The sequence below is a fragment of the Streptomyces sp. NPDC059224 genome (assembly GCF_042754285.1).
Lineage (GTDB): Bacteria > Actinomycetota > Actinomycetes > Streptomycetales > Streptomycetaceae > Streptomyces.
This window is the reverse complement of record NZ_JBHZAN010000015.1, coordinates 37,110-63,413: the sequence shown is the minus strand read 5'-3', so window position 1 is coordinate 63,413 and position 26,304 is coordinate 37,110. Positions and strand designations below refer to the sequence as shown.

At 73.0% G+C, this 26,304-nt stretch carries 20 protein-coding genes; 17 read left to right on the top strand and 3 right to left on the bottom strand.

Going from position 1 to position 26,304, the window contains the following annotated elements:
- Positions 1-112: 112 nt before the first annotated feature.
- From ACFXI4_RS17900 to ACFXI4_RS17885, 4 genes are all read left to right on the top strand, one after another.
- A complete protein-coding gene (locus ACFXI4_RS17900) occupies positions 113-2,347 on the top strand; it encodes a tetratricopeptide repeat protein (protein ID WP_384991647.1) in 2,235 nt (744 codons plus the stop codon).
- 154 nt (positions 2,348-2,501) lie between these two features.
- The gene (locus ACFXI4_RS17895) at positions 2,502-4,067 is read left to right on the top strand and encodes a phytoene desaturase family protein (RefSeq protein WP_384991644.1); all 1,566 of its coding nucleotides are present in this window, start codon (positions 2,502-2,504) and stop codon (positions 4,065-4,067) included.
- 110 nt (positions 4,068-4,177) lie between these two features.
- Complete coding sequence (locus tag ACFXI4_RS17890; RefSeq protein WP_384991641.1) at positions 4,178-5,287, top strand: nitronate monooxygenase; 1,110 nt, start codon at positions 4,178-4,180, stop codon at positions 5,285-5,287.
- A complete protein-coding gene (locus tag ACFXI4_RS17885; protein WP_384991638.1) occupies positions 5,284-6,837 on the top strand; it encodes an acyl-CoA synthetase in 1,554 nt (517 codons plus the stop codon). Before ACFXI4_RS17890 ends, ACFXI4_RS17885 begins: the two co-directional genes overlap by 4 nt.
- A 21-nt stretch (positions 6,838-6,858) precedes the next feature.
- Here ACFXI4_RS17885 and ACFXI4_RS17880 read toward each other — a convergent pair whose 3' ends face one another.
- Together ACFXI4_RS17880 and ACFXI4_RS17875 are read right to left on the bottom strand one after the other, a co-directional pair.
- Positions 6,859-7,071 (bottom strand): helix-turn-helix domain-containing protein, encoded by a 213-nt coding sequence (locus ACFXI4_RS17880; protein WP_384991635.1) that lies wholly within the window; start codon positions 7,069-7,071, stop codon positions 6,859-6,861.
- A 208-nt stretch (positions 7,072-7,279) separates the two neighbouring features.
- On the bottom strand, positions 7,280-9,685 hold the full coding sequence (locus ACFXI4_RS17875; RefSeq protein ID WP_384991631.1) for a penicillin acylase family protein: 2,406 nt from the start codon (positions 9,683-9,685) through the stop codon (positions 7,280-7,282).
- A gap of 107 nt (positions 9,686-9,792) precedes the next feature.
- On the opposite strand from ACFXI4_RS17875, the gene ACFXI4_RS17870 reads away from it, so the two are divergent.
- The 4 genes from ACFXI4_RS17870 to ACFXI4_RS17855 all read left to right on the top strand — a co-directional run bounded on the left by ACFXI4_RS17870 (position 9,793) and on the right by ACFXI4_RS17855 (position 14,555).
- Positions 9,793-11,292: an acyl-CoA synthetase gene (locus ACFXI4_RS17870; RefSeq protein WP_384991628.1), complete on the top strand. Its 1,500-nt coding sequence runs from the start codon at positions 9,793-9,795 to the stop codon at positions 11,290-11,292.
- A gap of 85 nt (positions 11,293-11,377) precedes the next feature.
- Complete coding sequence (locus ACFXI4_RS17865) at positions 11,378-12,916, top strand: fibronectin type III domain-containing protein (RefSeq protein ID WP_384991625.1); 1,539 nt, start codon at positions 11,378-11,380, stop codon at positions 12,914-12,916.
- A 9-nt stretch (positions 12,917-12,925) separates the two neighbouring features.
- The gene (locus ACFXI4_RS17860) at positions 12,926-13,645 is read left to right on the top strand and encodes a class I SAM-dependent methyltransferase (RefSeq protein ID WP_384991622.1); all 720 of its coding nucleotides are present in this window, start codon (positions 12,926-12,928) and stop codon (positions 13,643-13,645) included.
- Positions 13,646-13,718: 73 nt separating this feature from the next.
- On the top strand, positions 13,719-14,555 hold the full coding sequence (locus tag ACFXI4_RS17855; RefSeq protein WP_384991619.1) for an alpha/beta fold hydrolase: 837 nt from the start codon (positions 13,719-13,721) through the stop codon (positions 14,553-14,555).
- 68 nt (positions 14,556-14,623) lie between these two features.
- Here ACFXI4_RS17855 and ACFXI4_RS17850 read toward each other — a convergent pair whose 3' ends face one another.
- Positions 14,624-16,234 (bottom strand): acyl-CoA synthetase, encoded by a 1,611-nt coding sequence (locus ACFXI4_RS17850; RefSeq protein WP_384991616.1) that lies wholly within the window; start codon positions 16,232-16,234, stop codon positions 14,624-14,626.
- 186 nt (positions 16,235-16,420) lie between these two features.
- On the opposite strand from ACFXI4_RS17850, the gene ACFXI4_RS17845 reads away from it, so the two are divergent.
- From ACFXI4_RS17845 to ACFXI4_RS17805, 9 genes are all read left to right on the top strand, one after another.
- The gene (locus ACFXI4_RS17845) at positions 16,421-17,221 is read left to right on the top strand and encodes a crotonase/enoyl-CoA hydratase family protein (protein WP_362723298.1); all 801 of its coding nucleotides are present in this window, start codon (positions 16,421-16,423) and stop codon (positions 17,219-17,221) included.
- Positions 17,222-17,345: 124 nt separating this feature from the next.
- Positions 17,346-18,287 carry a Zn-ribbon domain-containing OB-fold protein gene (locus ACFXI4_RS17840; RefSeq protein ID WP_384991613.1) on the top strand — a complete coding sequence of 314 codons (942 nt, stop codon included), beginning with the start codon at positions 17,346-17,348 and terminating at the stop codon, positions 18,285-18,287.
- On the top strand, positions 18,284-19,354 hold the full coding sequence (locus ACFXI4_RS17835) for a thiolase domain-containing protein (RefSeq protein WP_384991611.1): 1,071 nt from the start codon (positions 18,284-18,286) through the stop codon (positions 19,352-19,354). The genes ACFXI4_RS17840 and ACFXI4_RS17835 overlap by 4 nt, the downstream gene beginning before the upstream one ends.
- Positions 19,351-20,517 carry a thiolase domain-containing protein gene (locus tag ACFXI4_RS17830; RefSeq protein ID WP_384991609.1) on the top strand — a complete coding sequence of 389 codons (1,167 nt, stop codon included), beginning with the start codon at positions 19,351-19,353 and terminating at the stop codon, positions 20,515-20,517. The genes ACFXI4_RS17835 and ACFXI4_RS17830 overlap by 4 nt, the downstream gene beginning before the upstream one ends.
- Before the next feature lie 83 nt (positions 20,518-20,600).
- On the top strand, positions 20,601-20,843 hold the full coding sequence (locus ACFXI4_RS17825; RefSeq protein ID WP_384991607.1) for a DUF397 domain-containing protein: 243 nt from the start codon (positions 20,601-20,603) through the stop codon (positions 20,841-20,843).
- A 149-nt stretch (positions 20,844-20,992) separates the two neighbouring features.
- Positions 20,993-21,898: a universal stress protein gene (locus ACFXI4_RS17820; RefSeq protein ID WP_384991605.1), complete on the top strand. Its 906-nt coding sequence runs from the start codon at positions 20,993-20,995 to the stop codon at positions 21,896-21,898.
- 137 nt (positions 21,899-22,035) lie between these two features.
- Complete coding sequence (locus ACFXI4_RS17815; RefSeq protein ID WP_384991603.1) at positions 22,036-24,699, top strand: ATP-binding protein; 2,664 nt, start codon at positions 22,036-22,038, stop codon at positions 24,697-24,699.
- Positions 24,700-25,407: 708 nt separating this feature from the next.
- The gene (locus ACFXI4_RS17810) at positions 25,408-25,713 is read left to right on the top strand and encodes a hypothetical protein (RefSeq protein ID WP_384991600.1); all 306 of its coding nucleotides are present in this window, start codon (positions 25,408-25,410) and stop codon (positions 25,711-25,713) included.
- Positions 25,714-25,801: 88 nt separating this feature from the next.
- Positions 25,802-26,299: a hypothetical protein gene (locus ACFXI4_RS17805; protein ID WP_362727862.1), complete on the top strand. Its 498-nt coding sequence runs from the start codon at positions 25,802-25,804 to the stop codon at positions 26,297-26,299.
- Positions 26,300-26,304: the final 5 nt, after the last annotated feature.

The window sequence follows — 26,304 nt, the reverse complement described above, 5'->3', positions numbered from 1 at the left end:
TACTGGACGACCGGGGGGTGTGTCACGGAACGGGCCGGTTCGGCGCGGCCGCACCTTGACGGCGTCCCCCGAAGGAGGGCGGAGCTGTAGCGACGGGGGGCGGCGGCACGCGATGGCTGACACCAGGCTGGTCCACGGGCGGTACCGGCTGCTCGACCTGATCGGGCGGGGCGGGATGGGCGAGGTGTGGCGGGCCCGTGACGAGTCCCTCGGGCGGCAGGTCGCCCTCAAGTGCCTCAAGCCGCTGGGCCCGCACCACGACCAGGCGTTCGCCCGCGTCCTGCGTGAACGGTTCCGCCGCGAGGCGAGAGTGGCCGCCGCCCTCTCCCACCGCGGGGTGACCGTCGTCCACGACTTCGGCGAGCACGACGGCGTCCTCTACCTCGTGATGGAGCTGCTGGACGGCCGCAACCTGAGCCAGCTCCTGGAGGACAACAAGCACCATCCGCTGCCCGTCGGCGACGTCGTCGACATCGCCGAGCAGGTCGCCGCCGCCCTCGCCCACACCCACCAACAGGGCATCGTGCACCGGGACCTGAAACCCGCCAACATCATGCGGCTCACCGACGGCACGGTGAAGCTCTGCGACTTCGGCATCGCCCGCCTACGCCACGACATCGGCCTCACCTCCCGGCTGACCGGCACCGGCATCGCGATGGGCACCCCGCACTACATGTCACCGGAACAGATCGGCGGCACCGAGGTCGACCAGCGCAGCGACCTGTACTCCCTGGGCTGCGTGCTGTACGAGATCGCCACCGGGGCCCCGCCGTTCGACCTCGCCGACGCCTGGGCGATCCTGATCGGCCACCGCGACACCCCACCCGCGCCGCCCCGTGACCACCGTGCCGAACTGCCCGGCTGGTTCGAGCAGGTCGTCCTGGACCTGCTGGCCAAACGCCCCGAGCAACGGCCCTGCGACGCCAAGGAGTTGGGCCTGCGAATCACCTCCGGGCGTACGACGCCCACGTACGTCCCCACCGTCGTCACCGCACAGCCCCGGCTCCGGCCCCCGGACACGGGGTTCCGCGAGCCCCGGCTGCCGTCCTGGACCCGCTCCATGACCACCGGCCACAAGGCGGTCGGCACCGGCCTGCGCACCACCCCGCCCGATCCCGCGGCCGGGTTCACGGGTGCGTGGACGACCCGCCCGGCGGGAGTCACCCCCGATCCCCTCCCCGTGCACCCGGCTCCCGGACCGGAGGCCGTCACCGCCCTGGCCGCCCGGCACAACGCCGGACTCAGTCTCGGGCGGCTCGGGCGCTGGACCGAGGCCGGTGAGGTGCACCGCGCGGTCGCCGCCGAGCGCGCCCGCCTCCTCGGCCCCGACCACCCGGACACCCTCGCCAGCCGCTACGAGACCGCCTTCGCCCTCAGCCGCACCGGCCGCGCCGCCGACGCCCTGCGCGAGTACACCGAGGTCGCCCGCGCCCGGGAGCGCGGCCTCGGCGCCGACCACCCCGACACTCTCGCCGCCCGCCAGGAGATCGGCTACGTGCTGGGACAGTTGGGCCGTCACTTCGAAGCCCACCAGGCATACACGGCCGTACTCGCCGACCGGCGGCGGCTGATGGGCCCGGACCATCCCGACACCCTGCGCTGCCGTCACAACCTCGCCTTCAACCTGAGCAGACTGGGCCGCCCGGAAGACTCGTACCGCATGGCCCACGACGTGGCCCTCGCCCGGGTGCGGGTCCTCGGCCCGCAGCACCCCGACACCCTGGTCACCCGTCACGAAGTCGCCCACGCGTTGGGCCAGTTGGGGCGATGGGAAGAAGCGCTCGGGACCTACCGCGAGGTTGCCGAGGCACGCTCACGGGCCCTTGGCCCCGATCACCCCGACACCCTCGCCGCCCGCTACGAGGTGGGCATCAGTCTCGGCCGCCTGGGCCGCAGCGCCGACGCGCTCACCCTCTACCGTGCGCTGATCGACGACCGTACCCGTGTCCAGGGTCCCGCCCACCCTGAGACCCTGCGCGCCCGCCACGGTCTCGGCGTCAACCTGGGCCGGCTCGCGCGCTGGGAGGAGGCCCTCGCGGAATCCCGGGACGTGTGTGCGATCCGGGAACAGGTCCTCGGTCCCGACCACCCCGACACCCTGGTCAGCCGCCGGGAGGTCGCGGTCGGCCTGGGCTGGCTGGGACGCTGGGCGGACGCACTGACCGAGTACCGGCGCGTGGCCGGCGCACGCGAACGCGTCCTCGGCCCGGACCACCCGGACACCCTGGCCAGCAGGAACGACGAGGCACACTGTCTGGAGCAGTTGGGGCGGGGCGCGGAGGCGGTGCGGCTGTACCGGAGGGTCGCGGTACTGAGACAACAGCGGGCTTCGAGCGGACAGATGTGACCCGAGGCGAGGAACTCGGCGCCCCGCCGGTGTGCGGATCCACCGCGTCGGCTCGACCGGCCGCGCACCCACCCGTACTGTCCGAACGGCCCTCCGGGCGGGGCGAACCGGCACGCCTCTTACCTGGCTAGATCATCATGTGTTACGAAGAACCATGCCCCCAGCCACCGAACCATCCAGGACCTACGACACCGTCATCGTCGGCGGCGGCCACAACGGCCTGGTCGCGGCGGCCTATCTGGCCCGGGCCGGGCGCACCGTGCTGGTGCTGGAGCGACTGGCCCGCACCGGGGGCGCCGCCGTCTCGACCCGCCCCTTCGCCGGCGTCGACGCGCGGTTGTCGCGCTACTCCTACCTCGTCAGCCTGCTGCCCAGGAAGATCGTCCGCGACCTGGGCCTGGACTTCCGGGTCCGCGGCCGCACCATCTCGTCGTACACCCCGGTGGAGCGCGCCGGCCGGCCCACCGGACTGCTGATCGGCGGCGGCGAACGGCGCATCCGTGAGGCGTTCGGACGGCTGACCGGCGGCAAGCAGGAGTACCAGGCCTGGCAGCGGTTCTACGGCATGACCGGCCGGGTCGCCGAGCGCGTCTTCCCGACGCTCACCGAGCCGCTGCCCTCGCGCGAGGAGCTGCGCCGCCGGATCGACGACGAGGCGGCCTGGAAGGCCCTGTTCGAGGAGCCGATCGGGGTCGCCGTCGAGGAGAACTTCACGGACGACCTGGTGCGCGGGGTGGTGCTCACCGACGCGCTGATCGGCACGTTCGCCGACGCCCATGACCCCTCGCTGCGGCAGAACCGCTGCTTCCTCTACCACGTCATCGGCGGTGGCACGGGCGCCTGGGACGTGCCGGTCGGTGGCATGGGCGCCCTCACCGACGCACTGGCCGGGGCCGCGCGCTCGGCGGGCGCGGTGCTCGCCACCGGACACGAGGCGGTACGGATCGAGACGGACGGGCGGTCCGCCGAGATCGCCTACCGCACCGCCGACGGCGAGGGCGTCGTCGCCGCCCGGCACGTCCTGGTCAACGCCGCCCCGCAGGAGCTCGCCGCGCTCACCGGCGACCCGGCCCCGGAGCCCGCCGAGGGCGCCCAGCTCAAGGTGAACATGCTGCTGAAGCGGCTGCCCCGGCTGCGCGACACCGCCGTGGACCCGCGCGAGGCGTTCTCCGGCACCTTCCACATCGCCGAGGGCTATGAGCAGCTGGCCACCGCCCACGCCCAGGCGGCGGCCGGCCGGCTCCCCAGCGCACCGCCCTCGGAGATCTACTGCCACTCCCTGACGGACCCCACGATCCTCGGCCGCGACCTGGTCGAACGCGGCTACCAGACGCTCACCCTCTTCGGTCTGCACACTCCCGCCCGGCTCTTCGCCGCCGACAACGACGGGGTGCGCGCGGAACTCCTGAAGTCCACCGTCGCCCAGCTCGACGCCCATCTCGCCGAACCCCTCGTCGACTGTCTGGCCCTCGACGCGGACGGCCGCCCCTGCATCGAGGCGAAGACCCCCCTCGACCTCGAACGCGACCTGCGTCTGCCCGGCGGCAACATTTTCCACCGCGACCTCTCCTGGCCCTACCTGCAAGAGGGCTCCGGCCGCTGGGGAGTGGAGACCCGGCACGCCAACGTCCTGCTGTGCGGGGCGGGCGCGGTACGCGGGGGAGGGGTGAGCGGGGTGCCCGGACACAACGCGGCGATGGCGGTGCTGGAGGCGGAGTGAGGGGCGCCCCGTCCGAACCGCGGACCGCGCGGGAATCCGGCGTGACAGAAATCTGACGGAGCATCAGAAAAGCTCTTCCGTCGGGCGGTCGACTGCGGCATCCTGCGCCCATGCAGACGGAGCTGAGCAAGACCCTGGGAGTCGAGCACGCCGTCTTCGGCTTCACGCCGTTCCCCGCCGTCGCCGCGGCCATCAGCCGGGCCGGCGGGTTCGGAGTGCTCGGCGCGGTCCGCTACACCGCCCCCGACGACCTCAAACGCGACCTCGACTGGATCGAGGCGCACGTCGACGGCAAGCCGTACGGGCTCGATGTCGTGATGCCCGCCAAGAAGGTGGAGAACGTCAGCGAGGCCGACGTCGAGGCGATGATCCCGGACGGGCACAGGCAGTTCGTGCGGGACACCCTCGCCAAGTACGGGGTGCCCGAACTGGCCGACGGCGAGGCCTCCGGGTGGCGGATCACCGGCTGGATGGAGCAGGTCGCCCGCACCCAGCTCGACGTCGCCTTCGACTACCCGATCCGGCTGCTCGCCAACGCCCTCGGCTCCCCGCCCGCCGACGTCGTCGACCGCGCCCACGACAGGGACGTCCTGGTCGCCGCGCTCGCGGGCAGCGCCCGGCACGCCGTCAAGCACCGCGACGCCGGCATCGACGTCGTCGTGGCACAGGGCTACGAGGCCGGCGGCCACACCGGCGAGATCGCCACCATGGTGCTCACCCCGGAGGTCGTCGACGCCGTCGCACCGCTGCCCGTGCTGGCCGCGGGCGGCATCGGCAGCGGCCGGCAGGTGGCTGCCGCACTGAGCCTCGGCGCCCAGGGTGTGTGGCTGGGCTCCCTATGGCTGACGGTCACGGAGGCCGACCTCTCCTCGCCCGCCGTGACCCGCAAACTGCTCGCCGCCGGCTCCGGGGACACGGTCCGCTCCCGCGCCCTGACCGGGAAACCCGCACGCCAGCTGCGCACCGAGTGGACCGACGCCTGGGACGACCCGGCCGGCCCCGGCACCCTCCCCATGCCGCTCCAGGGCCTGCTGGTCGCCGAGGCCGTCTCCCGCATCCAGAAGTACGAGGTCGAGCCCCTGCTGGGCACCCCCGTCGGCCAGATCGTCGGCCGCATGACCAGCGAGCGCAGCGTCCAGGCCGTCTTCGACGACCTCACCCGCGGCTTCGAGCAGGCCGTCGACCGCATCAACCGCATCGCCGGAAGGAGCGCCAAGTGACCAGCACGCCCCCCGCCGGATTCTGGGCCCAGGCCACCAGCGAGCCCGACCGCACCGTGCTCGTCGCACCCGACGGCGAGGAATGGACCGCCGGCCGCCTGCACGCCGCAGCCAACCGACTCGTCCACGGGCTGCGTGCCGCGGGACTGGAGCGCGGCGACGCCTTCGCGGTCGTCCTGCCCAACGGGCCCGAGTTCTTCGCCGCCTACCTGGCCGCCAGCCAGGCAGGTCTCTACCTCGTACCCGTCAACCACCACTTCGTCGGCCCCGAGATCGCCTGGATCGTCGCGGACTCCGGCGCCAAGGTGCTGCTCGCCCACGAACGCTTCGCCGACCCCGTCCGCCAGGCCGCCGACGAGGCCGGCCTCCCCGGCACCCACCGTTACGCCGTCGGCGCGATCGAGGGCTTCCGGCCCTACGCCGAACTCCTCGACGGGCAGCCCGAGTCGGCCCCCGCCGACCGCGAGCTCGGCTGGGTCATGAACTACACCTCGGGCACCACCGGCCGCCCCCGCGGCATCCGCCGCCCGCTGCCCGGCCGGCTCCCCGAGGCGGCCTACCTCGGCGGCTTCCTCGGCATCTTCGGCATCCAGCCCTTCGGCGGCAACGTCCACCTGGTCTGCTCGCCGCTCTACCACACGGCCGTCCTGCAGTTCGCGGGCGCGTCCCTCCACATCGGCCACCGCCTGGTCCTCATGGACAAGTGGACCCCGGAGGAGATGCTCCGCCTGATCGACGCACACCGCTGCACCCACACCCATATGGTCCCCACCCAGTTCCACCGCCTGCTCGCCCTCCCCGAACAGGTACGCGCCCGCTACGACGTCTCCTCCATGCGGCACGCCATCCACGGCGCCGCTCCCTGCCCGGACCACGTCAAGCGGGCGATGCTCGACTGGTGGGGTCCCAGCGTCGAGGAGTACTACGCGGCCAGCGAGGGCGGCGGCGCCTTCGCCACCGCCGAGGACTGGCTGAAGAAGCCGGGTACGGTCGGCAAGGCCTGGCCGATCAGCGAGCTCGCGGTCTTCGACGACGACGGCAACCGGCTGCCGCCCGGTGAACTCGGCACCGTCTACATGAAGATGAACACCGGCGGCTTCTCCTACCACAAGGACGAGGCCAAGACGGAGAAGAACCGCATCGGCGACTTCTTCACCGTCGGTGATCTCGGCTACCTCGACGAGGACGGTTACCTCTTCCTGCGCGACCGCAAGATCGACATGATCATCTCCGGTGGCGTCAACATCTACCCCGCCGAGATCGAGTCCGCGCTCCTCTCCCACCCCGCCGTCGCCGACGCGGCCGCCTTCGGCATCCCGCACGACGACTGGGGCGAGGAGGTCAAGGCCGTGGTGGAACCCGCCCCGGGACACGAACCCGGCCCGGAACTGGCCGCCGCCCTCCTCGCCCACTGCGCGGAACAGCTCGCCGGCTACAAGCGGCCCAGGACCGTCGACTTCATCACGGAGATGCCCCGCGACCCCAACGGCAAGCTGTACAAGCGGCGTCTGCGCGACCCGTACTGGCAGGGCCGCACCCGCCCGGTGTGAGCACCGCGCCGGCCGACGGCCTCAGAGATGCCGGCGCGGATGGTCCTCCAGGAATCCGGCGAGGCCGGCTGCGGCGGTGCCGATCTCGCGGTAGACCCGGGACAGCAGCTGCCGTACACCCTGCTCGGTGAGGCGCAGTTCCTTGGCGACCACGGCCACCGGGTGCCCCATGACGGTGAGTTCGGCGGTCCTCAGTTCCTGCGTGGTCGGCGTGTCCGCCTGCGTGCAGCGCAACGGCGGCAGACGCAGGCCTGCCGCCGACAGCTCACCCCTGGCCCGGGCGGCGAGCGCCTGGGCCGCGCATTCCCCAAAGGGGCGTACGGGAGCACGCTGAAGCAGAATTCCCCTGGTCCGAGCGACTGTTGATGCACGGAGCGACGACCAGAGCCTCCGCTGTCACGCGCATACGGTCCCGCCCCACGTGGAGCGGGGCCGCACGCGTTCAGCTTGCGTGCACCCGGACGGATTTCAACGCCGGGGACGAAAGGATGTCCTTCTCGCAGAACCGCGCCGTCACCCAACTCCCGGCCGAGAACAGCCGGGTCTGGTCACTGTGGTGCGGCGAGTGCGGATTCGAGGACTGGGAGTACGTCAGCAAGGTGCGGGCGACGGGGCAGTGACCGCCGTCCCAGCCCACCGCCTGGATGTGACTCGACCCGAACGCGACGTCCGCGTAGCCGCCGCGCGCGGCGTCCCAGACCGGCTCGATCTTGTTCCAGATCCCCAGCGCCTCGGTACCGCCCGGCACCGGAAGCCGCTGCCCGTCGCGCACGACGAACTGGTGCTCCCCGAGCCGGGAGTCCAGCGGGATGCCCGCCGTCCGCAGTTCGGCCACGGCGTCGGCGAGGGCCTTGGCGAACTCGGGCGTGGCCGTGTTGAGCGTGTTCGGGGTGTGTACCGGATCGGCCGCCGAGAACGGCACCCGCCACCGCGGGGCCGTCGGTACCGTGGCCGCGAGCTTCCGCCAGAAACGGTCGAAGAGCAGCGCGCCCCGGCTGCCGGCGTTCATCGTGCGGTCCCAGGCCGCGAGCACCGGGCAGGCCGCCGAGACGTCGACCACGGTGCCGTCGCCGCCCCTCGCCCTGCCTCCGGGCAGCGCGGCACACCCCCTCGCCGCGTCGGCCGCCGCCAGGTCGCCCGCGGGCACCCGGTTCGCGAACTCCTGCTGCTGGAGGTCCTGGACGGTCAGCCCGCCCCGCTCCGCCATCGCCGCCACGTCCTCGATCGCGCCCCGCGTGCGCAGCCCGCGCTGCGTCCCCACCGAGCCGAAGATCCGCTCGTACCCGGTCAGCGGCCGGTCGGCGTTGGTCAGCCAGGCGCTGTCGTTGGAGTTCTCCACGTAGGGAGCGTCCTGGAGGACGGGCATCCGGGCGGGCCCGAAGATGCCCGCCTGCACGGCGTCGGCGTCACGGCCGGGCACGCACGCCCCGCGCGAGCCGTCGAGCACCGCGAGCCCCGCCTGCGGATAGGTGACCTTGCCGAGGTCGGTCGAGCAGCGGGCCACGAGGTCGTCGGTGATCCGGGGCAGCACCTGCGACTGGGTGAACAGGGTGTGCCCGGCGGAGTCCGCGGCGACCGTGTTCACCCACGGCAGCCCCTGGTGCCGGTCGAGGGAGGCGCGGACGTCCGCCGTGGAGCGCGCCCTGGCGAAGCCGAGCGAGGTGTCGGCGAACCGGAAGTTGGCGGCGTTGGGATCGTTGAACGCGTACGCCGTCGTGGCGGTCCAGGGCAGCGGCGGCTCGCCGTCCGGATCGGCGACGACCGGGCCGTACCGGGTCCACCACTGGGTGCGGGTGACGGGGGCGCCGCCCCTGACCGCCACGGTCACCGTCCGCCTGGTCATCCGCTCCGGCCTGCCGTCCACCAGATAGACGGTGGGGTCGGACGCGTCGAGGGCGAGCCGGGTCAGGCTGAAGGGGACGCCGGTCGCGACGGTGTGGCTCCAGGCCACCTGGGAGGTGTAGCCGATGGCCACCGTAGGGGTGCCGAGCAGGGACGCGCCGGCCACGTTCAGTTCGCCCGGGATGGTCTGCTGCGACTGCCAGAACCGGCGTCCGCCCTGCCACGGGTAGTGCGGGTTGCCCAGCAGCAGACCACGGCCGTTCGCGGTGGTGGCACCGCCGAAGGCGACCGCGTTCGATCCCATGCCGGAGGTCGCGGACCGGTCCTGTACGGCTTTGATCAGGGCCCTGGCGTCCACTCCCCGTTCGGGTACCGCGCCGGTGGGCGGCGCCGCGGCGGTGATCTCGTCCACGGCGCCGCCCTGGCCGCCCAGCACGGAGAGTGCGTAGTAACGGGTGGCCACGTCCAGCGTGGTGACCGGGCGCACCCAGGCGGCGCCCGCGCAGGCCGGGTCGGTGATCCGGTGCCGCGCCAGCCAGGTGTTGTACCCGGCGGCGAATCCCCGCATCAGGTCCTTCACCTGCCGGCTCGGGCCCAGCGGCGCCGGTTCGGTGAGCAGCCCCTCCACCGTGCCGGACTGCCGTACGCCCCGGAAGTACAGGTCGCTGGAGAGGTTGTCCCCGGCCGAGGAGAGCGACAGGTCGGTGGCCGCGGTGGAACCGAAGAAGCGCGAGCGGTCGCCGCGCACGGTCGTGAAGCCGTCGGCGAGGGTGCAGACCTGGTCGGCCGCCTGCGCCCAGCCGGTGCCGAAGCCCAGGTCGGCGTAGTCCCCGGCGAGGACGTGCGGGATGCCGTACTCGGTGTAGCGGATGACGGCGGACAGGGAGCCGTGCGAGGGACGGTCCTGACGGGCGGGCCGATCGGCCGCCGCGGCCGGTAACGCGGCCGAGGCGGTGAGCAGGGCGACGGCTGCGACGAGCAGCCGTCTCGCGCGGGTGGTGCGCATTGTGTCTCCCAACGTCGTTGCCGGACAGAGCGGTTGGGCCCGGTTGCGGGCGTGCGCGGTGCGACGGTGCTTGACCTCTCCCGGTGACGGACCGAGGATCATGAGTCATGACGCAGGGACAGGGCAGCACGGTTGACGGGGTGCTGCGGCGCAGCGCCCGGCGCACCCCCGCACGGGTGGCGCTGGAGTACGGCGACCGCCGGTGGACGTACGGGGAACTCGACGACGCCGTCTCGCGGGCGGCGAGCGTCCTGCTCGGCCAGGGCCTCACCCGCGGCGACCGGGTCGGTACCTACGGGCACAACTCGGACGCCTACCTGATCACGTTCCTCGCCTGCGCCCGGGCCGGCCTCGTGCACGTGCCGGTCAACCAGAACCTGACCGGTGACGACCTCGCCTACATCGTGGGCCAGTCGGGCAGCTCACTGGTGCTCGCCGACCCCGGCCTCGCCGGACGGCTCCCGGACGGGGCACGGGTGCTGCCGCTGCGGGACGCCGAGGGCTCGATCCTCGCCCGGCTCGCCGACGCGCCGCCGTACGACGGTCCCGAACCGCGTACCGAGGACCTGGTGCAGTTGCTCTACACCTCGGGCACCACGGCGCTGCCCAAGGGCGCCATGATGACCCACCGGGCGCTGGTGCACGAGTACCTGAGCGCGATCGCCGCCCTCGACCTGAGCGCCGGGGACCGTCCCGCGCACGCGCTGCCGCTCTACCACTCCGCCCAGATGCACGTGTTCCTGCTGCCCTACCTGGCGGTCGGCGCGACCAACATCGTCCTGGACGGCCCGGACGGTGACACCCTCTTCGACCTGATCGAGACCGGGCGGGTGGACAGCCTCTTCGCGCCTCCCACCGTGTGGATCGGGCTGTCCGACCGGCCCGACTTCGGCTCCCGCGACCTGGGCGGACTGCGCAAGGCCTACTACGGTGCGTCGATCATGCCGGTGCCGGTCCTGGAGCGGCTGCGTGAACGGCTGCCGCAACTGGCCCTGTTCAACTGCTTCGGGCAGAGCGAGATCGGGCCGCTGGCCACCGTCCTGGCGCCCGAGGAGCACAAGGGGCGGCTGGACTCCTGCGGCCGTACCGTGCTGTTCGTGGAGGCGCGGGTGGTCGGTCAGGACGGGCAGGACGTGCCCGACGGCACGCCCGGCGAAATCGTCTACCGGTCACCGCAGTTGTGCGAGGGGTACTGGGAGAAGCCCGAGGAGACCCAGGAGGCCTTCCGCGACGGCTGGTTCCACTCCGGCGACCTCGCCGTGCGCGACGCCCACGGCTTCCTCACCATCGTCGACCGGGTGAAGGACGTCATCAACTCCGGTGGCGTACTGGTCGCCTCCCGGCAGGTCGAGGACGCGCTCTACACCCACGAGGCCGTCGCCGAGGCCGCGGTGATCGGCCTGCCCGACGAGCGGTGGATCGAGGCGGTCACGGCGGTCGTCGTGGCCCGCGGCGAGGTCGGCGAGGCCGAGCTGATCGCCCACGTGCGGGAGAAGATCCCCGCCTTCAAGGCGCCCAAGCGAGTGGTGTTCGTGGACGCGCTGCCCCGCAACGCCAGCGGGAAGATCCTGAAGCGGGAGCTGCGGCAGCGGTTCGGTGAGGCCTAGTGAGCACCCAAGACGTCCGGTTCCCCACCTCGCGCGGCCTCCTGCACCACCTCCGCCGTTCACCGGTGGCGCGCACCTAGCAGACATGCGCTGCTGTCTCCCCGTCCCCCTCGGCGCACTCGCGGGCGTTCCCGGCCCCTGCGAGATGCTGCGCTCCGCTCTGCTGCTCGCACCCGCCCTGCTCAGGTCCGCCACCGTTCCCGCGCCGCGCCACCCCCGCTCCCTCGCCGCCGTCCACCTGGAACTGGTCACCCTCACCGAGGACCGCGCCGTCATCACCTGGCACACCGCCCTGCCCGGCACCGACGACGGCACCGGCCGCATGCTGCCCGCCGTCACGGAGGGCGAGGTCCGCTACGGCACCCACCCCGCGCACCTGAACCGCACCGCGGGCGAGGACCGCCCCACCGCGCACCACCATGTCGAACTCACCGGCCTGGAGCCGGGCCAGACCTACTACTACCAGGCCCGCTCCCGAGGCGTGCCCGCCACCCCCACCGCGCTGCACCTGGTGCGCGGCAACGCGGCCGGCACCTCCCGGCACGGCCTCGGCTCGCCCGGCGGCCCCTACTCCTTCACCACCCCGCAGCCGCCGCCCGGCCGCCACCTGCTGTCCGTCGCCCTCTGCAACGACCTGCACATCGGCGAGACCGTCGCCGGGCTGGTGGCCGGCGCGCCCTTCCTGCGCGGAGTCGCCCAGCGGGCCGGGCTCACCGCCCACCCGGCGCTCATGACCGGCGCCGTGCTCGACGAGGCCCACAGCCGCGGCGCCCAACTGCTGCTGGCCGCCGGTGACATCTCCGCCGGCGGCGGACCGGCCGACCTGGCGGAGGCCAGACGGATCCTGGACGGTTTCGGCACCCATCGGCGGGACTACTTCGTGGTCCGCGGCAACCACGACCGCACCACCGAGGAAGGCGACACCTTCACCCGTGCCTTCGGCCCGCCGGACGGTCCCGGCTGCTTCGAGCACGAGGTGGGCGGGCTGCGGATCATCGGTCTCGACACCTACGACAAACGCGGGAACGGGGGTGACGCGGGCGGTCTCGGCGCCGAGCAACTGGCCTGGTTCCGGCGCCGGCTGCGGGCCCGCCGGGAACAGCCCACCGTGGTCTTCGGACACCATCCGCTCACCGTCCGGGACGCCCTCTTCCCGGTGAGCCCCGGACAGCGTCTCGACCGCAGCCAGGCCCGTGTGATCCTGCGCGCCTACGCCGCGGCCCCGGGTGTGTTCCTCCACCATGCCGGCCACACCCACCGCAACAAGCGTACCCGCGTGGCCCGCGCACCCCAGGTGACCCTGCAGGAGGTCGGTGCCGCGAAGGAGTACCCCGGCGGGTTCTTCCTGCTGCGGATCCACTCCGGCGGCTACGCCCTCAACTTCTTCCGGGCCCGCCACACCGAGGCCCTGGAGTGGAACGAGCGCAGCCGACGGCAGGCCGGCGGGCTGTGGCCGTACCACGCGCTCGGCCGTACCGTCGCCGACCGCAACAGCGTGGCCGTCCGTGACCTGTCCGGTATCAGCCGCCCGGCACAGCCGTCCGCGCCGCCGCGTTCGTCCCAAGGGATGACGGCCGCGCCGAACCCCCGCCCGGATGTGGCCCGGGGCACGCCGCCTCCGTAGCGTGGTTGCATGTCGACCCTCTGGGAACTCATGCACGACTGCATCCCCGACGACCACGCCCGCCAGGTCACCTCCCGCTACTACCTCGACGAGGCCATGAGCTCGCCACGGGCCCCGGACCGGGTGGTCGACCTCGGGTGCGGGCGCGGCACCTCCGCCGGGCTCTTCCGCCGGCACGCCCCCCACGTGCGGTGGGTGGGGCTCGACATCCGGGACTCCCCGGAGGCCGCACAGCGCTCGCCCGGCGGCGACCCGGTGGTGTACTTCGACGGCGTCAACATGCCGTTCCGCTCCGGCGCCGTGCCGCTGGTCTACTCGCACCAGGTCTTCGAGCACGTCGCCCGTCCCCGGGAGCTGCTCGCGGAGGTGGGCCGGGTACTGCGTCCCGGCGGACTGTTCATCGGCAGCACCTCCCAGTTCGAGCCCTACCACTCCTTCAGCCTGTGGAACTACACGCCGTACGGCTTCCGGGTGCTGGTGGAGGAGGCCGGGCTGGCCCTGGAGGAGATCCGGCCCTCGCTGGACGGCGTGACCCTGATCATGCGCACCTACCAATCGGCTCGGAAAAAGGAGTACGGCCGCTTCTGGCAGGAGGAGTCGCCGCTCAACACGGAGATCGACACCTGGGGACGCAAGAGCGGGCGGCACACGGCCCTGGTGAACCTGCGCAAGCTCACGTTCTGCGGCCAGTTCGCGTTCCGGGTGACCAAGCCGGCCGCGTCCGTCTGACCCGGCCGCTCCCCGGCCGCCGCCGGCCGGACCCCGTTGCGGCACGGCACCGCCGTACCCCATGATCAGTGGCATGCCCAGCTTCACCGCGGGGGACGGGACCCGCCTCGCGTACCACGTCCGAGGCGAGGGCGAACCGCTCGTCGTGCTGCCCGGCGGGCCCATGCGCGCCTCCGCCTACCTCGGGGAGCTGGGCGGGCTGACAGCCCACCGCAGGCTGATCCTGCTCGATCTGCGCGGGACCGGCGACTCCGCGGTGCCCGCCGACCCGGCGTCCTACCGCTGCGACCAACAGGTCGACGACGTGGAGATGTTGCGTGCCCACATGGGGCTCGACCACATGGACGTACTGTCGCACTCGGCGGGTGCGAGCCTGGCGATCCTGTACGCGGCGGCCCGGCCGCACCGGGTACGGCGGCTCGCGCTGATCACCGGCAACCCCTCGGCCCTCGGCCTGCGGACCACCCCGGAGGAACGGCTGGCGGCAGCCCGGCTGCGGGCCCGGGAGCCCTGGTTCGGCGCGGCGTACCCGGGTCTGGAGGCCTGGCTGCACGGCACCGGCGACTTCGACGAGGCGTTCATGCCCTTCTTCTACGGCCGCTGGGACGACATCGCCCGGGCCCATGACGCGGCCGCCGCGGAACAGACCAACGACGCGGCCGCAGACCGCTTCTTCGCCGACGGAGCCTTCACACCCGACGCCACCCGGACCGCCCTGCGCGCCCTCACCTCCCCCGTCCTGCTGTACGCGGGCGAACTCGACGGCGGGCCCAGCCCCGCACTGGTCCGGCGTGCCGCCGAGGCCTTCCCGGACGCCGAGGTCATCGTGCAGCCCGGGGCCGCGCACTACCCCTGGCTCGACGACCCCGAGGAGTTCGTCCGCCGTACCGTCGGCTTCCTGGACGCCTGAGCCGTGCTCACCTGCCCGGCCGGCCGGCCTCAAGAGCCCGCCCTCGGCCTCCGGCGGTGCTCCGCGTCCTACCGGTCGGCGGCCACCGCGACCTCCCGCGCCCACCGGTAGTCCGCCTTGCCGCTCGGCGACCGCTGGATGGACTCGGCGATCACCAGCTGGCGGGGGATCTTGTATCCGGCCAGCTGGGTACGGCAGTGGGTCTGGATGTCCGTGAGGGAGGGCCGGCCGGCGCCCTCGCGCAGCTGCACCACGGCCGCCACGTGGTTGCCCCACCGGGCGTCCGGTACCCCGGCCACCAACGCGTCGTACACGTCCGGGTGGGACTTCAGTGCCTGCTCGACCTCCTCCGGGTACACCTTCTCGCCCCCGGTGTTGATGCACTGCGAGCCCCGGCCGAGCACCGTGACGACGCCGTCCGCGTCGACCGTGCCCATGTCGCCGAGGAGCACCCAGCGCCGGCCGTCCTTCTCGAAGAAGGTCTCGGCCGTTTTCCGCGGGTCGTTGTAGTAGCCGAGCGGAACATGGCCGCACTGTGCGACCCGGCCGGTCTCGCCCGCCGCCACCGGCTCGCGGGTCACCGGATCGACCACCTGCGTACGGGAGTTCACCCGGACCCGGAACCGGCTGCCGGCTCCGGAGTCGTTCGTCGCGGTGCCGTTGAAGCCGGACTCGGAGGACCCGAAGTTGTTCAGCAGCATGCAGTTCGGGACGAGTTCGCTGAACTGCCGGCGCACCGTCTCGGAGAGGATCGCGCCGGAGGAGGAGACACTGAACATGGAGGAGCAGTCGGTACCCTTCAGCGGCCCCTTCAGGGCGTCGATCAGCGGGCGCAGCATCGCGTCGCCGACCAGCGACATGCTGGTGACCTTCTCCCTCTCAACGGTCCGCAGCACCTCCTCGGGCACGAACTTGCGGTGGATGACCACCCGTTGCCCGAAGTTGAATCCGATGAAGGTGGTGAGCGTCGACGTGCCGTGCATCAGCGGGGGAGTGGGGAAGAAGGTGATCCCCGTGCCACCCGCCGCGACCCGCTCCGCCAGCTCCTCGGGCCGCCGCACCGGCTCACCGGTCGGCGCACCGCCTCCCAGCCCGGCGAAGAAAAGGTCCTCCTGACGCCACATCACGCCCTTGGGCAGCCCTGTCGTGCCGCCGGTGTAGATGATGAACTGGTCGTCCGCCGAACGCGCCGGGAAACCCCGTTCGGGCGACCCCGCCGCCTCTGCCTCCGCGAAGGACACGGCCTTGGGGCCCGACTCCGACTCGCCCACCCGCACCAGGTGCCGCAGCTTCGGCGCCCGCGGCAGCGCCGCCGCCACCCGGTCGTCGAACTCCGCGTCGAAGACCAGCGCGACCAGGTCCGCATCCTGATAGAGGTACGCCAACTCATCCTCGACGTAACGGTAGTTGACATTGACCGGCACGATCCGCGCCTTCAGGCACCCGAGCACCGTCTGGAGGTACTCGACCCCGTTGTAGAGGTGCAGTCCGAGATGCTCGCCGGGGCGGATCCCGCTGTCGGCCAGATGGTGGCCGATCCGGTTGGCGGCCGCGTCCAGCTCCGCGTAGGTCAGCCGGCGCTCCGCGCCGGTGCCGGGGTGGTCGAGGTACACGAGCGCCTCGCGGTCCGCGGCCACGTCGACGACCGACTCGAACAGATCGGCAAGGTTGTACTCCACCGCTCCTCCTGACCCCGGCAACCATGGCGAAGAAAGGCGCACTTGTCGGTTCGCCGGTCATCAGAGCAAAGGGCGCGGCAAGTGGGAAGGGTTCGCGCGAAGAAATCTGACTGACTGTCAGAAAACCCTTGAAGTGCCTCCCGCCCTACTGCAACCTGTTCTCGTTCCGGCAGAGGGGAGAGGTCCATGGGTGGGACAGAACACCTCACCGTACGGCGCGAGGGCGCCACACTGGTGCTCACGCTCGACAGGCCCGAGGCCAAGAACGCGCTCTCGATCTCCATGCTCGTCGGCCTGTACGACGGCTGGATCGAGGCCGACGAGGACGACACGGTCCGCTCCGTCGTGCTCACCGGAGCCGGTGGCGCCTTCTGCGCCGGAATGGACCTCAAGGCGCTGGCCGGAGCGGGCATGGCGGGCGAGGGGCACCGCGACCGGCTCAAGGCCGACCCGGACCTGCACTGGAAGGCGATGCTGCGCCATCATCGCCCGCGCAAACCGGTGATCGCCGCCGTCGAGGGTTACTGCGTGGCCGGCGGCACCGAGATCCTCCAGGGCACCGACATCCGGGTCGCGGGGGAGTCCGCGACCTTCGGCCTGTTCGAGGTGAGACGCGGGCTCTTCCCGATCGGCGGCTCCACGGTCCGGCTGCAACGCCAGATCCCACGCACCCATGCCCTGGAGATGCTGCTCACCGGACGGCCGTACACCGCCCGCGAGGCCGCAGCCATCGGGCTCGTCGGCCATGTCGTCCCGGACGGCGGCGCCCTCGGCAAGGCCCTGGAGATCGCCGAACAGATCAACGCGTGCGGGCCGCTGGCGGTAGAGGCGGTCAAGGCGTCGGTGTACGAGACGGCGGAGATGACGGAGACCGACGGACTGGCCGCGGAGCTGACGCGGGGCTGGCCGGTGTTCGACACCGCGGACGCGAAGGAGGGCGCGCGGGCGTTCGCGGAGAAGCGGACACCTGAGTACAAGCGCGCGTAGAGCCGTGCCGGGTGCGGCGGTCCGGACACCGCGGGCCGCCCGTGGCCGGCCGCGCCGCACGTGGTGCAGCCCCGCGCCCCTTTCGGGGGCGCCGCACACCGACCCCGTCAAGGAGGCAGCCCCGATGCCCGAAGTCCTCAGAGCCCCCCTCGTCGTCGAGTTCCCCTTCACCCGCTCCCTCGGCCCGGTCCAGAGCGCCTTCCTCACCGGACTGCGCGAACGCGTCGTCCTCGGCGTGCGGACCGGCGACGGCCGCGTCCTCGTCCCGCCCGTCGAGTACGACCCGGTCACCGCCGAGGAGATCCGCGACCTGGTCGAGGTCGCGCCCACCGGCACGGTCACCACCTGGGCCTGGAACCACGAACCCCGCCGCGGCCAGCCCCTGGACACCCCCTTCGCCTGGGTCCTGGTCCGCCTCGACGGCGCCGACACCGCCCTGCTGCACGCCCTGGACGCCCCGGGCCCCGAGGCCGTCCGCACCGGCATGCGGGTCCGCGTCCGCTGGGCCGGGGAGCGGTCGGGCGCCATCACCGACATCGCCTGCTTCGAGCCCCATGACGGCGAGGCCGCCGAACCGGCCGGGCACGGCGGCGAGTTCGAGGACGCCGTGCACTGCATCGTCGCCCACGCCCGGCTCGACTACACCTACTCCCCGGGCCGCGCCCAGGCCGCCTACATCGAGGCACTGTCCACCCGGCGGACCTACGGCGAACGCTGCCCCTCCTGCGCGAAGGTGTACGTCCCGCCCAGGGGTGCCTGCCCCACCTGCGGGGTGGCCACGACGGAACAGGTCGAAGTGGGTCCCCGCGGCACCGTCACCACGTTCTGCATCGTCAACATCAAGGCCAAGAACCTCGACATCGAGGTGCCCTACGTCTACGGCCACATCGCCCTCGACGGCGCAGGCCTCGCCCTGCACGGCCGGATCGGCGGCATCCCCTACGACCAGGTGCGGATGGGCCTCAGGGTCGAACCGGTGTGGACCGAGGGAGCCCGCTACCCCGACCACTACCGGCCCACCGGCGAACCCGACGCCGACTACGACACCTACAAGGAGCTGCTGTGACCAGGGAGGAAGCAACCGGCGTCCGGGACATCGCGGTCGTCGCCTTCGCGCAGACCGGCCACCGGCGCACCAGCGAGGAGCTCTCCGAGGTGGAGATGCTCATGCCGGTGCTGCACGACGTACTCGAACAGACCGGCCTGCGCACCGCCGACATCGGCTTCACCTGCTCCGGCTCCAGCGACTACCTCGCCGGCCGCGCCTTCTCCTTCACCCTCGCCCTCGACGGCGTCGGCGCGTGGCCGCCGATCTCCGAGTCCCACGTCGAGATGGACGGCGCCTGGGCGCTGTACGAGGCGTGGACCAAGCTGCTCACCGGGGACGCGGACACCGCGCTCGTCTACTCGTACGGCAAGTCCTCACCCGGCTCGGTCCGGGACGTCCTCACCCGCCAGCTCGACCCCTACTACCTGGCCCCGCTCTGGCCGGACTCCGTCGCCCTCGCCGCGCTCCAGGCGCAGGCCCTCATCGACGCGGGCGAGACCGACGAGCCGGCGCTGGCCGCGGTCGGCGCCCGCAGCCGGGCGGACGCCGAGGCCAACCCCCACGCCCAGCTGCGGGGTTCGGTACCGCAGGGGGACTACCTGGTCCGGCCGCTGCGCACCGGCGACTGCCCGCCCATCGGTGACGGGGCCGCCGCGGTGATCCTCGCGGCCGGGGAGCGGGCCCGTCAGCTGTGCTCCCGGCCCGCCTGGATCCGGGGCATCGACCACCGGATCGAGGCGCACGGCCTCGGCGTCCGCGACCTGACCGACGCCCCCTCGGTGCGGCTCGCCGCCGAGCGGGCCGGCGCCTTCCGACGGCCCGTCGACACCGCGGAGCTGCACGCGCCGTTCAGCTCGCAGGAGGTGGTGCTCCGCAAGGCGCTGCGGCTCGGCGACGAGGTACGGGTGAACCCGTCCGGCGGGGCCCTCGCCGCCAACCCGATCATGGCCGCGGGGCTGATCCGGCTCGGCGAGGCCGCCGCCCGCATCCACCGCGGCGACTCCGACCGTGCCCTCGCGCATGCCACCTCCGGGCCCTGTCTGCAGCAGAACCTGGTCGCCGTACTCGAAGGGGAACCGCGATGAGCAAGGAGCCCGTGGCCGTCGTAGGGGTCGGCCAGACCAAACACGTGGCGGCCCGGCGGGACGTGTCGATCGCCGGGCTCGTCCGGGAGGCCGCGCGACGCGCCCTCGACGACGCCGGACTGGACTGGGCCGACATCGATGCCGTCGTCATCGGCAAGGCGCCCGACTTCTTCGAGGGCGTGATGATGCCCGAGCTGTACCTGGCGGACGCGCTCGGGGCGGTCGGCAAACCCATGTTGCGGGTCCACACAGCGGGGTCCGTCGGCGGCTCCACGGCACTGGTCGCCGCCAACCTCGTCGCCGCCCGCGTCCACTCCACCGTCCTCACCCTCGCCTTCGAAAAGCAGTCCGAGTCCAACGCCATGTGGGGGCTGTCCCTGCCCATCCCCTTCCAGCAGCCGCTGCTGGCGGGCGCGGGCGGTTTCTTCGCCCCCCACGTGCGGGCCTACATGCGGCGCAGCGGCGCCCCCGACACCGTCGGCTCGCTGGTCGCCTACAAGGACCGCCGCAACGCGCTCAAGAACCCCTACGCCCACCTCCACGAACACGACATCACCCTGGAGAAGGTCCAGGCGTCCCCCATGCTGTGGGACCCCATCCGCTACTCGGAGACCTGCCCCTCCTCGGACGGGGCCTGCGCCATGGTCCTCACCGACCGGGCCGGCGCGGCGCGCTCGCCGAAGCCACCCGCCTGGATGCTGGGCGGCGCCATGCGCAGCGAACCCACCCTGTTCGCGGGCAAGGACGCCGTCTCGCCGCAGGCCGGGAAGGACTGCGCGGCCGACGTCTACCGCCAGGCCGGTGTCGCCGACCCGCGCCGGGACATCGACGCCGTCGAGATGTACGTACCGTTCTCCTGGTACGAGCCGATGTGGCTGGAGAACCTCGGCTTCGCCGAGGAGGGCGAAGGCTGGAAACTCACCGAATCGGGTGTCACCGAACTCGACGGGGACCTCCCCGTCAACATGTCGGGCGGAGTGCTCTCCACCAATCCGATCGGCGCCTCCGGCATGATCCGCTTCGCCGAGGCCGTCCTCCAGGTCCGCGGCCTGGCCGGAGAACACCAGGTGGACGGGGCCCGCAAGGTGCTCGGGCACGCCTACGGCGGCGGCTCCCAGTTCTTCTCGATGTGGCTGGTAGGCGCCGTGGCGCCCGACTCCTGAAAGGACCCCCTCACGTGGCCTGTTGAGTGCCGGAACCGAAAGCTAGGCTGGCCGCGGACGACGTATTCGGGAGGAGCACGGACGTGGCCGAGAGCACCATCCAGCAGCAGTCGGTACTGGGCTGGGAGAAGCCGGAGCTGGACCTCAGCGGGGCCGAGTGGCAGTCCAGCAGCCGTGGCCTGGGGGATGTCCAGATCGCCTTTGTCGAGGGATTCATCGCGATGCGCAACAGCGGCCGCCCGCAGAGCCATTCCCTCATCTTCACCCCCGCCGAATGGGGCGCCTTCGTGTCGGGGGCCCGGGAGGGCGAGTTCGACCTGACCTGAGCGCCGCCCACGGTTCCGCGGCAGAGAGGTGAACCGGGGGGTGTTCCGCAAGGATTTCCGGACACGTGACCAGCAGCGCCCTTCCGGGGCCGCCGCCTGAGACAGGCTGGCCCCGGACAGGGAAGGTCGCATTCCGGAGGTGAGCAACGATGAGCACTGCGCCGGTCATCGCCGCGGTGGACGGTTCGGACGACAGCCTGCGCGCCCTGGACTGGGCCCACGACGCGGCCCGGCGACGGGACGTGCCCCTGCGGGTGGTGCACGTGCGCCAGTACGCCGCCTGGGGACAGCCGGACGTCATGGTCGCCGGAGAGCCCGACGAGGCCGGCGACCCCGTCCTCGACCAGGTCCGCGACCGGCTGGCCGCCGGGAGCGCGGGACCGGCCGCCGAGTACGTCGCCATGGAGGGCGCCCCCACCGCACTGCTGCCCGAACTGGGCGCCGACGCCCAGCTGCTGGTGCTGGGATCCCGGGGCCGAGGCGGCTTCGCCAGCCTCATCCTGGGCTCCAACGGCATGGCCGCCGCCCGCGACGCCCGGTGCCCGGTGGTCGTCGTGCCCCGGCCGGGGCGCGAGGTCCCCGACGAGTTCCCCGCCCGGTCCGGGCCCCGGGTCGTGGTCGGCGTGGACGTGGACAGCCCCGACGACGCCACCCTCGCGTTCGCCTTCGCGGAGGCCGCCCGGCGCGGCGCCCGTCTCCAGGTGGTCGCCGCCTACCCGTGGCCGGTCCGGTTCTGGGCCACGGCCGGGGAACTCGCCCCGTCGGTCGTCGACCAGGACGAGGTCGAGCAGGAGACCCGCACGCTCGCCGAGGGCTTCCTCGCCCCGTACCTCAAGGAGCACCCGGACGTGTCCGCCGAGGCCCTCGCGCTCCCCGGCGACGCGGCCGGGGCTCTGGTCGCCGCTTCGAAGGACGCCGAACTGGTCGTCGTGGGGCGGCATCGACGGCGCCTGTCGGCGCCCGCCCGCATGCTGGGTTCGGTCACGCAGGCCGTCCTCCTGCACGCGGCGAGCCCGATCGCGGTGATCCCCCCGGCGTCGTCCGAAGGGTCCTGAAGTGTCCTGTCAAGCCCCTGGGTCAGTAACCGTCAGTAGGGAGCGGATCACGCTCATCAGGCGTACGCTGAGCTGCCTGCAAGCCACGGTGCGCGCCCGCTCCCCGCGCTCGCGCATCACCGTGGCGGGGGGTGGTCATGGGACAGCGGATGCTTCGGAACCGGCGGACGCTCTACGAACGTGAGAGCGAACTCGCCGTCGTCGACGAGGCGTTGGCCGAACTCACCGGCCTGGGCGCGGACGGAGCGGATCCGGCCGACCGACCGCTCGGCGCGCTGCTCGCCTTCGCCGGGCGGGCCGGCATCGGCAAGACCACGCTCCTCACCGAGGTCCGCCGCCGTGCGGCCGCACAGGGCTGCACCGTGCTCTCCGCCCGCGGCGGCGACCAGGAACAGCGCGTCGCCTTCCATGTCGCCCGCCAGCTCCTGCAGCCCCGCCTCGCCGGCGCGCCGGAGGCCGAACTCCGCGCCTCACTGGGCAGTTGGTACGACATCGTCGGCCCCGCCCTGGGCCTGTGCGCCCCCACCGAGGGTGCCCCGCCGGACCTGCAGGGCCTGCGCGACGGCCTTGACTGGGTGCTCACCCACCTTGTGGTGCGCCAGGCGCCGGTGGTCCTGGTCCTCGACGACGCACACTGGGCCGACCCCGAATCCCTCGGCTGGCTCGCCGCGTTCGCGCCCCGCGCCGAGCAGCTCCCGCTGCTCGTCGTCGTCGCCTACCGGCCAGACGAACTCCCCGACCACGCCGAGTTGTTGCGGGGACTGCCCGGCCGGGCCGGCGGCCGCCCGCACGACCTGGAACCGCTCAGCGCCGACGCCGTGGCCGGACTGGTCCGCGAGAGCCTCGGCGCGCACGCCGACGACGCCTTCTGCCACGAGTGCTGGGCCGTCACCGCCGGTAACCCCTTCGAGACCGTCGAACTGACGGCCAAGGTCCACGACCGCGGCCTCGACCCCACCGAGGCGGGCGCCCCCCTGCTGCGCGACCTCGCAGCCGCCGTCAAGGGAAGCGGGCTGATCGCGCGGCTGGAACGCCTCGGCCCCTCCACCGTCCGGTTCGCCTGGGCCTGCGCCGTGCTCGGCACCGAGATCCATCCCGTACTCGCCGCCGCCGTGGCCGGCCTCGGCCAGGAAGAGGCCGCCGACGCCGCCGACGCCCTGCGCGGCGCCCGCGTCCTGACCGGCGTCGAGACCCTGGAGTTCGTCCACCCGCTGATCGCCACCGCCGTCTACCGGGCCATCCCGCCCGGCGTCCGGGTCGCCCTGCACGGCCAGGCCGCCTGGTGCGTCACCGACGACGGCCAGGCCGCGGCCACCGCCGCCCGGCACCTCCTGGAGACCCACCCCGAGGGCGACCCCTGGGTCGTCCGGCGGCTGCGTGCCGCCGCCGGCGAGACCCTGCGGGCCGGCGCCCCCGACGCCGCCTGCCGCTTCCTCGCCCGGGCCCTGCGGGAGCCCCCGGCCGCCAAGGACCGCGCCGCCGTCCTCTACGAACTCGGCAGCGCCTCCCTGCTGACCGAACCCGCCACCACCGTCAACCACCTGCGCGCGGCCCTCGCCGAACCCATCGCCGAACCCGGGCTGCGCCAGAACATCGTCTACCGGCTCTCCCAGGTCCTCGCCCACAGCGACCGGCTCGCCGATGCCTCCGAGACCCTGGCCCGTGAGATCCGATTGACCGGCGACGCCCGGGTCCGGCTGCGGATGCTCTCCGAACAGTTCATGTGGGACGCCTTCCGCGCCGACGAACCCGACCACCCCTCCCGCTCCCGTCGGCTGGCCCGGCTCGCCGACCGGCTCCAGGGCCGCGACCTCACCGAGCGGTACATCATCGGCCTGCGCACCTGGGACGCGGTGCAGCGCGGCGAACCCGCCGACGTCGCGCTCCGCCACGCCGAGCGCGCCCTCGCGGGCGGTCTCGGCTGGGCCGAGTCGGAGCGCGGTTTCGAGGTGCCCGTACTGGTCGCCCTCGCCTTCATGTACGCCGACCGGCCCGATCGCACCGAGGAGCTCTTCGCCACCGGCACCGCCGACTTCGAACGCCAGGGCTGGCGCGGGGCGCACCTCTCCTTCGGCTACACGCTTCACGGCTACGTCCGCTACCGGCGCGGCCGCCTCGCCGAGGCCGAGGACCTGGTCCGCTCCGGACTGCGCCTCGCCGAACGCGTCGGCCCCGGCACCCCCGCCCTCTGGTACGCGGTCGGCACCCTCGTACAGACCCTGCTCGCCCGCGGCCGCACCGACGAGGCCACCCGGGTCGCCGAGGACCACTCCTTCCACGAGCCGTTCCCGGCCGCGGTGGTCTTCCCCGACGCCCAGACGGTCTACGGGGAACTGCTCCTCGCGCGTGGCCTCACCCGGGACGCCGCAGCCGAGCTCTCGGCAGCGGGCCGCCGCCTGGAACCACGCGGGATCCGCAACCCCGCGTGGTGCCCCTGGCAGCTCCACCTGGCCCGCGCCGAGAGCCACGACGCACCCGACCGTGCCTTGGCCACGGCCCTGGAAGCGGTCGGCCGCGCCCGCCAGTTCGGCGCCCCGTCGGCGATCGGCCAGGCCCTGCGCACCGCCGCGGAGGTCACGAGTGGCCCGGCACGCCTGGCCTACCTGAAGGAAGCGGTGGCTCATCTGGAACGGTCCCCGGCGGCCTACGAACTTGCTTGCGCGCAGGTGTCCCTGGGCCGGGAACTCCGCGACGCCGGCCACCTCCGCAGGGGCCTGGAGACGGCCGAGCGATGCCATGCGGACGGCCTGGCGGACGAGGCACGAGCCGAACTTGCGGCGACGGAGACGGCGGCACTCTAGAACCAGGACCTGTCCGGCGGATCAGGCCGCGGGAGGTCGACGCCGCTTCGTCAGCGCCGGTGAGCGGGGCCCGGTGCGGCCGGCTGCAGGGTTGAGGAGGGCGGCAGCGCGGTGGGGGCACCTCCCGGCCGAAGGCCGCAGGACGTCGGCGGCCGACGGCAACGCCGCCGGGGGTCCCCTCCGGGGGAGGGCGCGGCGGGCCCCGCGTCCGCGACGTGATCCGCCGGACAGGTCCTGGTGCTCCGCGCCGTCCGCGGGCGGCGCGGAATGCGGGACGGTGCGTTTCGTCGGAACGTGGTCGTGTCCGCCTGCGGGTCGAGGAGGGAGCACGAGCGGTCCGCTCGCGGAGGTTCTCGACGCGCACGGCGGCGTGCGGCGCTGGGAGCGGCTGACGACCGCGACCGCCAGCCTCGTCAGCGAGGGCGGACTCCTCGCGTCCAAGGGTCCTCCCAGGACCCGCGGCCGCGCCGGACGACGGTCGGCCTGCGTGAGGAACGGGCGTCGGTGAGCCCTTCGGCCCGCCCGGACCGCACACCGACTTCACGACCGGCCGGGTGGCGATCAGGCGAAGCGACGGCACGGTCGTGGCCGAGCGCCTCGACCCGCGTACATCGTCGTCCGGGCACGTCCTGGACACCCCCCGGGATCCGCTGGACCGCGCCTGCTTCAACGGCTCCGCGCCGTGGACGCACCTGACCACCCTTCTTCATGATCATGGACGGCGTGGCCGTGGAGGACGAGGGGCCCTGGGCCGAATCGCCGGCCGAGCGTCGGCGCGGTCCGCGGGCCACGTGCCCGGACGCCGTCGCGAGCCACCGCACGGTCCAGGACTTCTGCTTCGGGGACGACCTGCCCTGCAGGCGGCACGACCACCACGTGGACATCGCCGGCGGCCTCGCGGCCGCCGCGTACGTCACCGGCATCGAGGAGTCGGACGGCGTCAAGTTCCCGGTCGGGCGCCGCGCGTGCCAAGCGGGACCGACGGACGACCCGATCGTGATCACGTCACGGTGAGCATCGGTCGGGGCGACGTGCACTTCTCCTGACGGCCGGAGGACGCGCGGCGGCCGGGAAAGCCCCGCGGCCCCGTACCATGGACCGCATGTCGTTCCTCCGTCGCCGCAGCGCCACTCCCGCCGGCCCCGACTTCGACGTTCTGGCCATGGACCCGGGCGACTGGCCCGGCAACCTCGGCGCCGGGCTGCTGCCCGCCCCCGACGGCACCTGCCAGGGCGTCTTCCTGCGTTACGACCTCTTCGGCGGCCGTGGCCCCGCGATGATCATCGGCAACCTCCCGGAGGGCTCGCCGGCCCGCGAGGTCGCGGAGGACGAGGTCCCCTTCGAGGTCGGCCAGCTCCTGCTCGCGCTGGAGAACGACGAGGACGTCACCGTCGCCGGCACCGAGGACATGCCGGTGCTGCAGGGCGACAACCTGCTGATCGTGCGCCGCCTCAAGCTCTCCGAGAGCCGGATCTCCTGCGTCCAGTTCGACCGCAGCGACGGCGTCCTCGTGACCATCGCCGCCTGGGACCGCCCGATCACGGACGACCTGTACGCCCTGCTGAAACCGCTCCCGGCGGAGCTGTTCCAGCAGGGCTGACGAGG

Coding starts and splice junctions, on each gene's coding strand:
- ACFXI4_RS17845 (WP_362723298.1), top strand. CDS start 16,421: ATGGGTGGGACAGAACACCTCACCGTACGGCGCGAGGGCGCCACACTG.
- ACFXI4_RS17820 (WP_384991605.1), top strand. CDS start 20,993: ATGAGCACTGCGCCGGTCATCGCCGCGGTGGACGGTTCGGACGACAGC.
- ACFXI4_RS17855 (WP_384991619.1), top strand. CDS start 13,719: ATGCCCAGCTTCACCGCGGGGGACGGGACCCGCCTCGCGTACCACGTC.
- ACFXI4_RS17895 (WP_384991644.1), top strand. CDS start 2,502: ATGCCCCCAGCCACCGAACCATCCAGGACCTACGACACCGTCATCGTC.
- ACFXI4_RS17900 (WP_384991647.1), top strand. CDS start 113: ATGGCTGACACCAGGCTGGTCCACGGGCGGTACCGGCTGCTCGACCTG.
- ACFXI4_RS17830 (WP_384991609.1), top strand. CDS start 19,351: ATGAGCAAGGAGCCCGTGGCCGTCGTAGGGGTCGGCCAGACCAAACAC.
- ACFXI4_RS17870 (WP_384991628.1), top strand. CDS start 9,793: ATGACGCAGGGACAGGGCAGCACGGTTGACGGGGTGCTGCGGCGCAGC.
- ACFXI4_RS17810 (WP_384991600.1), top strand. CDS start 25,408: ATGATCATGGACGGCGTGGCCGTGGAGGACGAGGGGCCCTGGGCCGAA.
- ACFXI4_RS17875 (WP_384991631.1), bottom strand. CDS start 9,685: ATGCGCACCACCCGCGCGAGACGGCTGCTCGTCGCAGCCGTCGCCCTG.
- ACFXI4_RS17815 (WP_384991603.1), top strand. CDS start 22,036: ATGGGACAGCGGATGCTTCGGAACCGGCGGACGCTCTACGAACGTGAG.
- ACFXI4_RS17805 (WP_362727862.1), top strand. CDS start 25,802: ATGTCGTTCCTCCGTCGCCGCAGCGCCACTCCCGCCGGCCCCGACTTC.
- ACFXI4_RS17860 (WP_384991622.1), top strand. CDS start 12,926: ATGTCGACCCTCTGGGAACTCATGCACGACTGCATCCCCGACGACCAC.
- ACFXI4_RS17865 (WP_384991625.1), top strand. CDS start 11,378: ATGCGCTGCTGTCTCCCCGTCCCCCTCGGCGCACTCGCGGGCGTTCCC.
- ACFXI4_RS17890 (WP_384991641.1), top strand. CDS start 4,178: ATGCAGACGGAGCTGAGCAAGACCCTGGGAGTCGAGCACGCCGTCTTC.
- ACFXI4_RS17840 (WP_384991613.1), top strand. CDS start 17,346: ATGCCCGAAGTCCTCAGAGCCCCCCTCGTCGTCGAGTTCCCCTTCACC.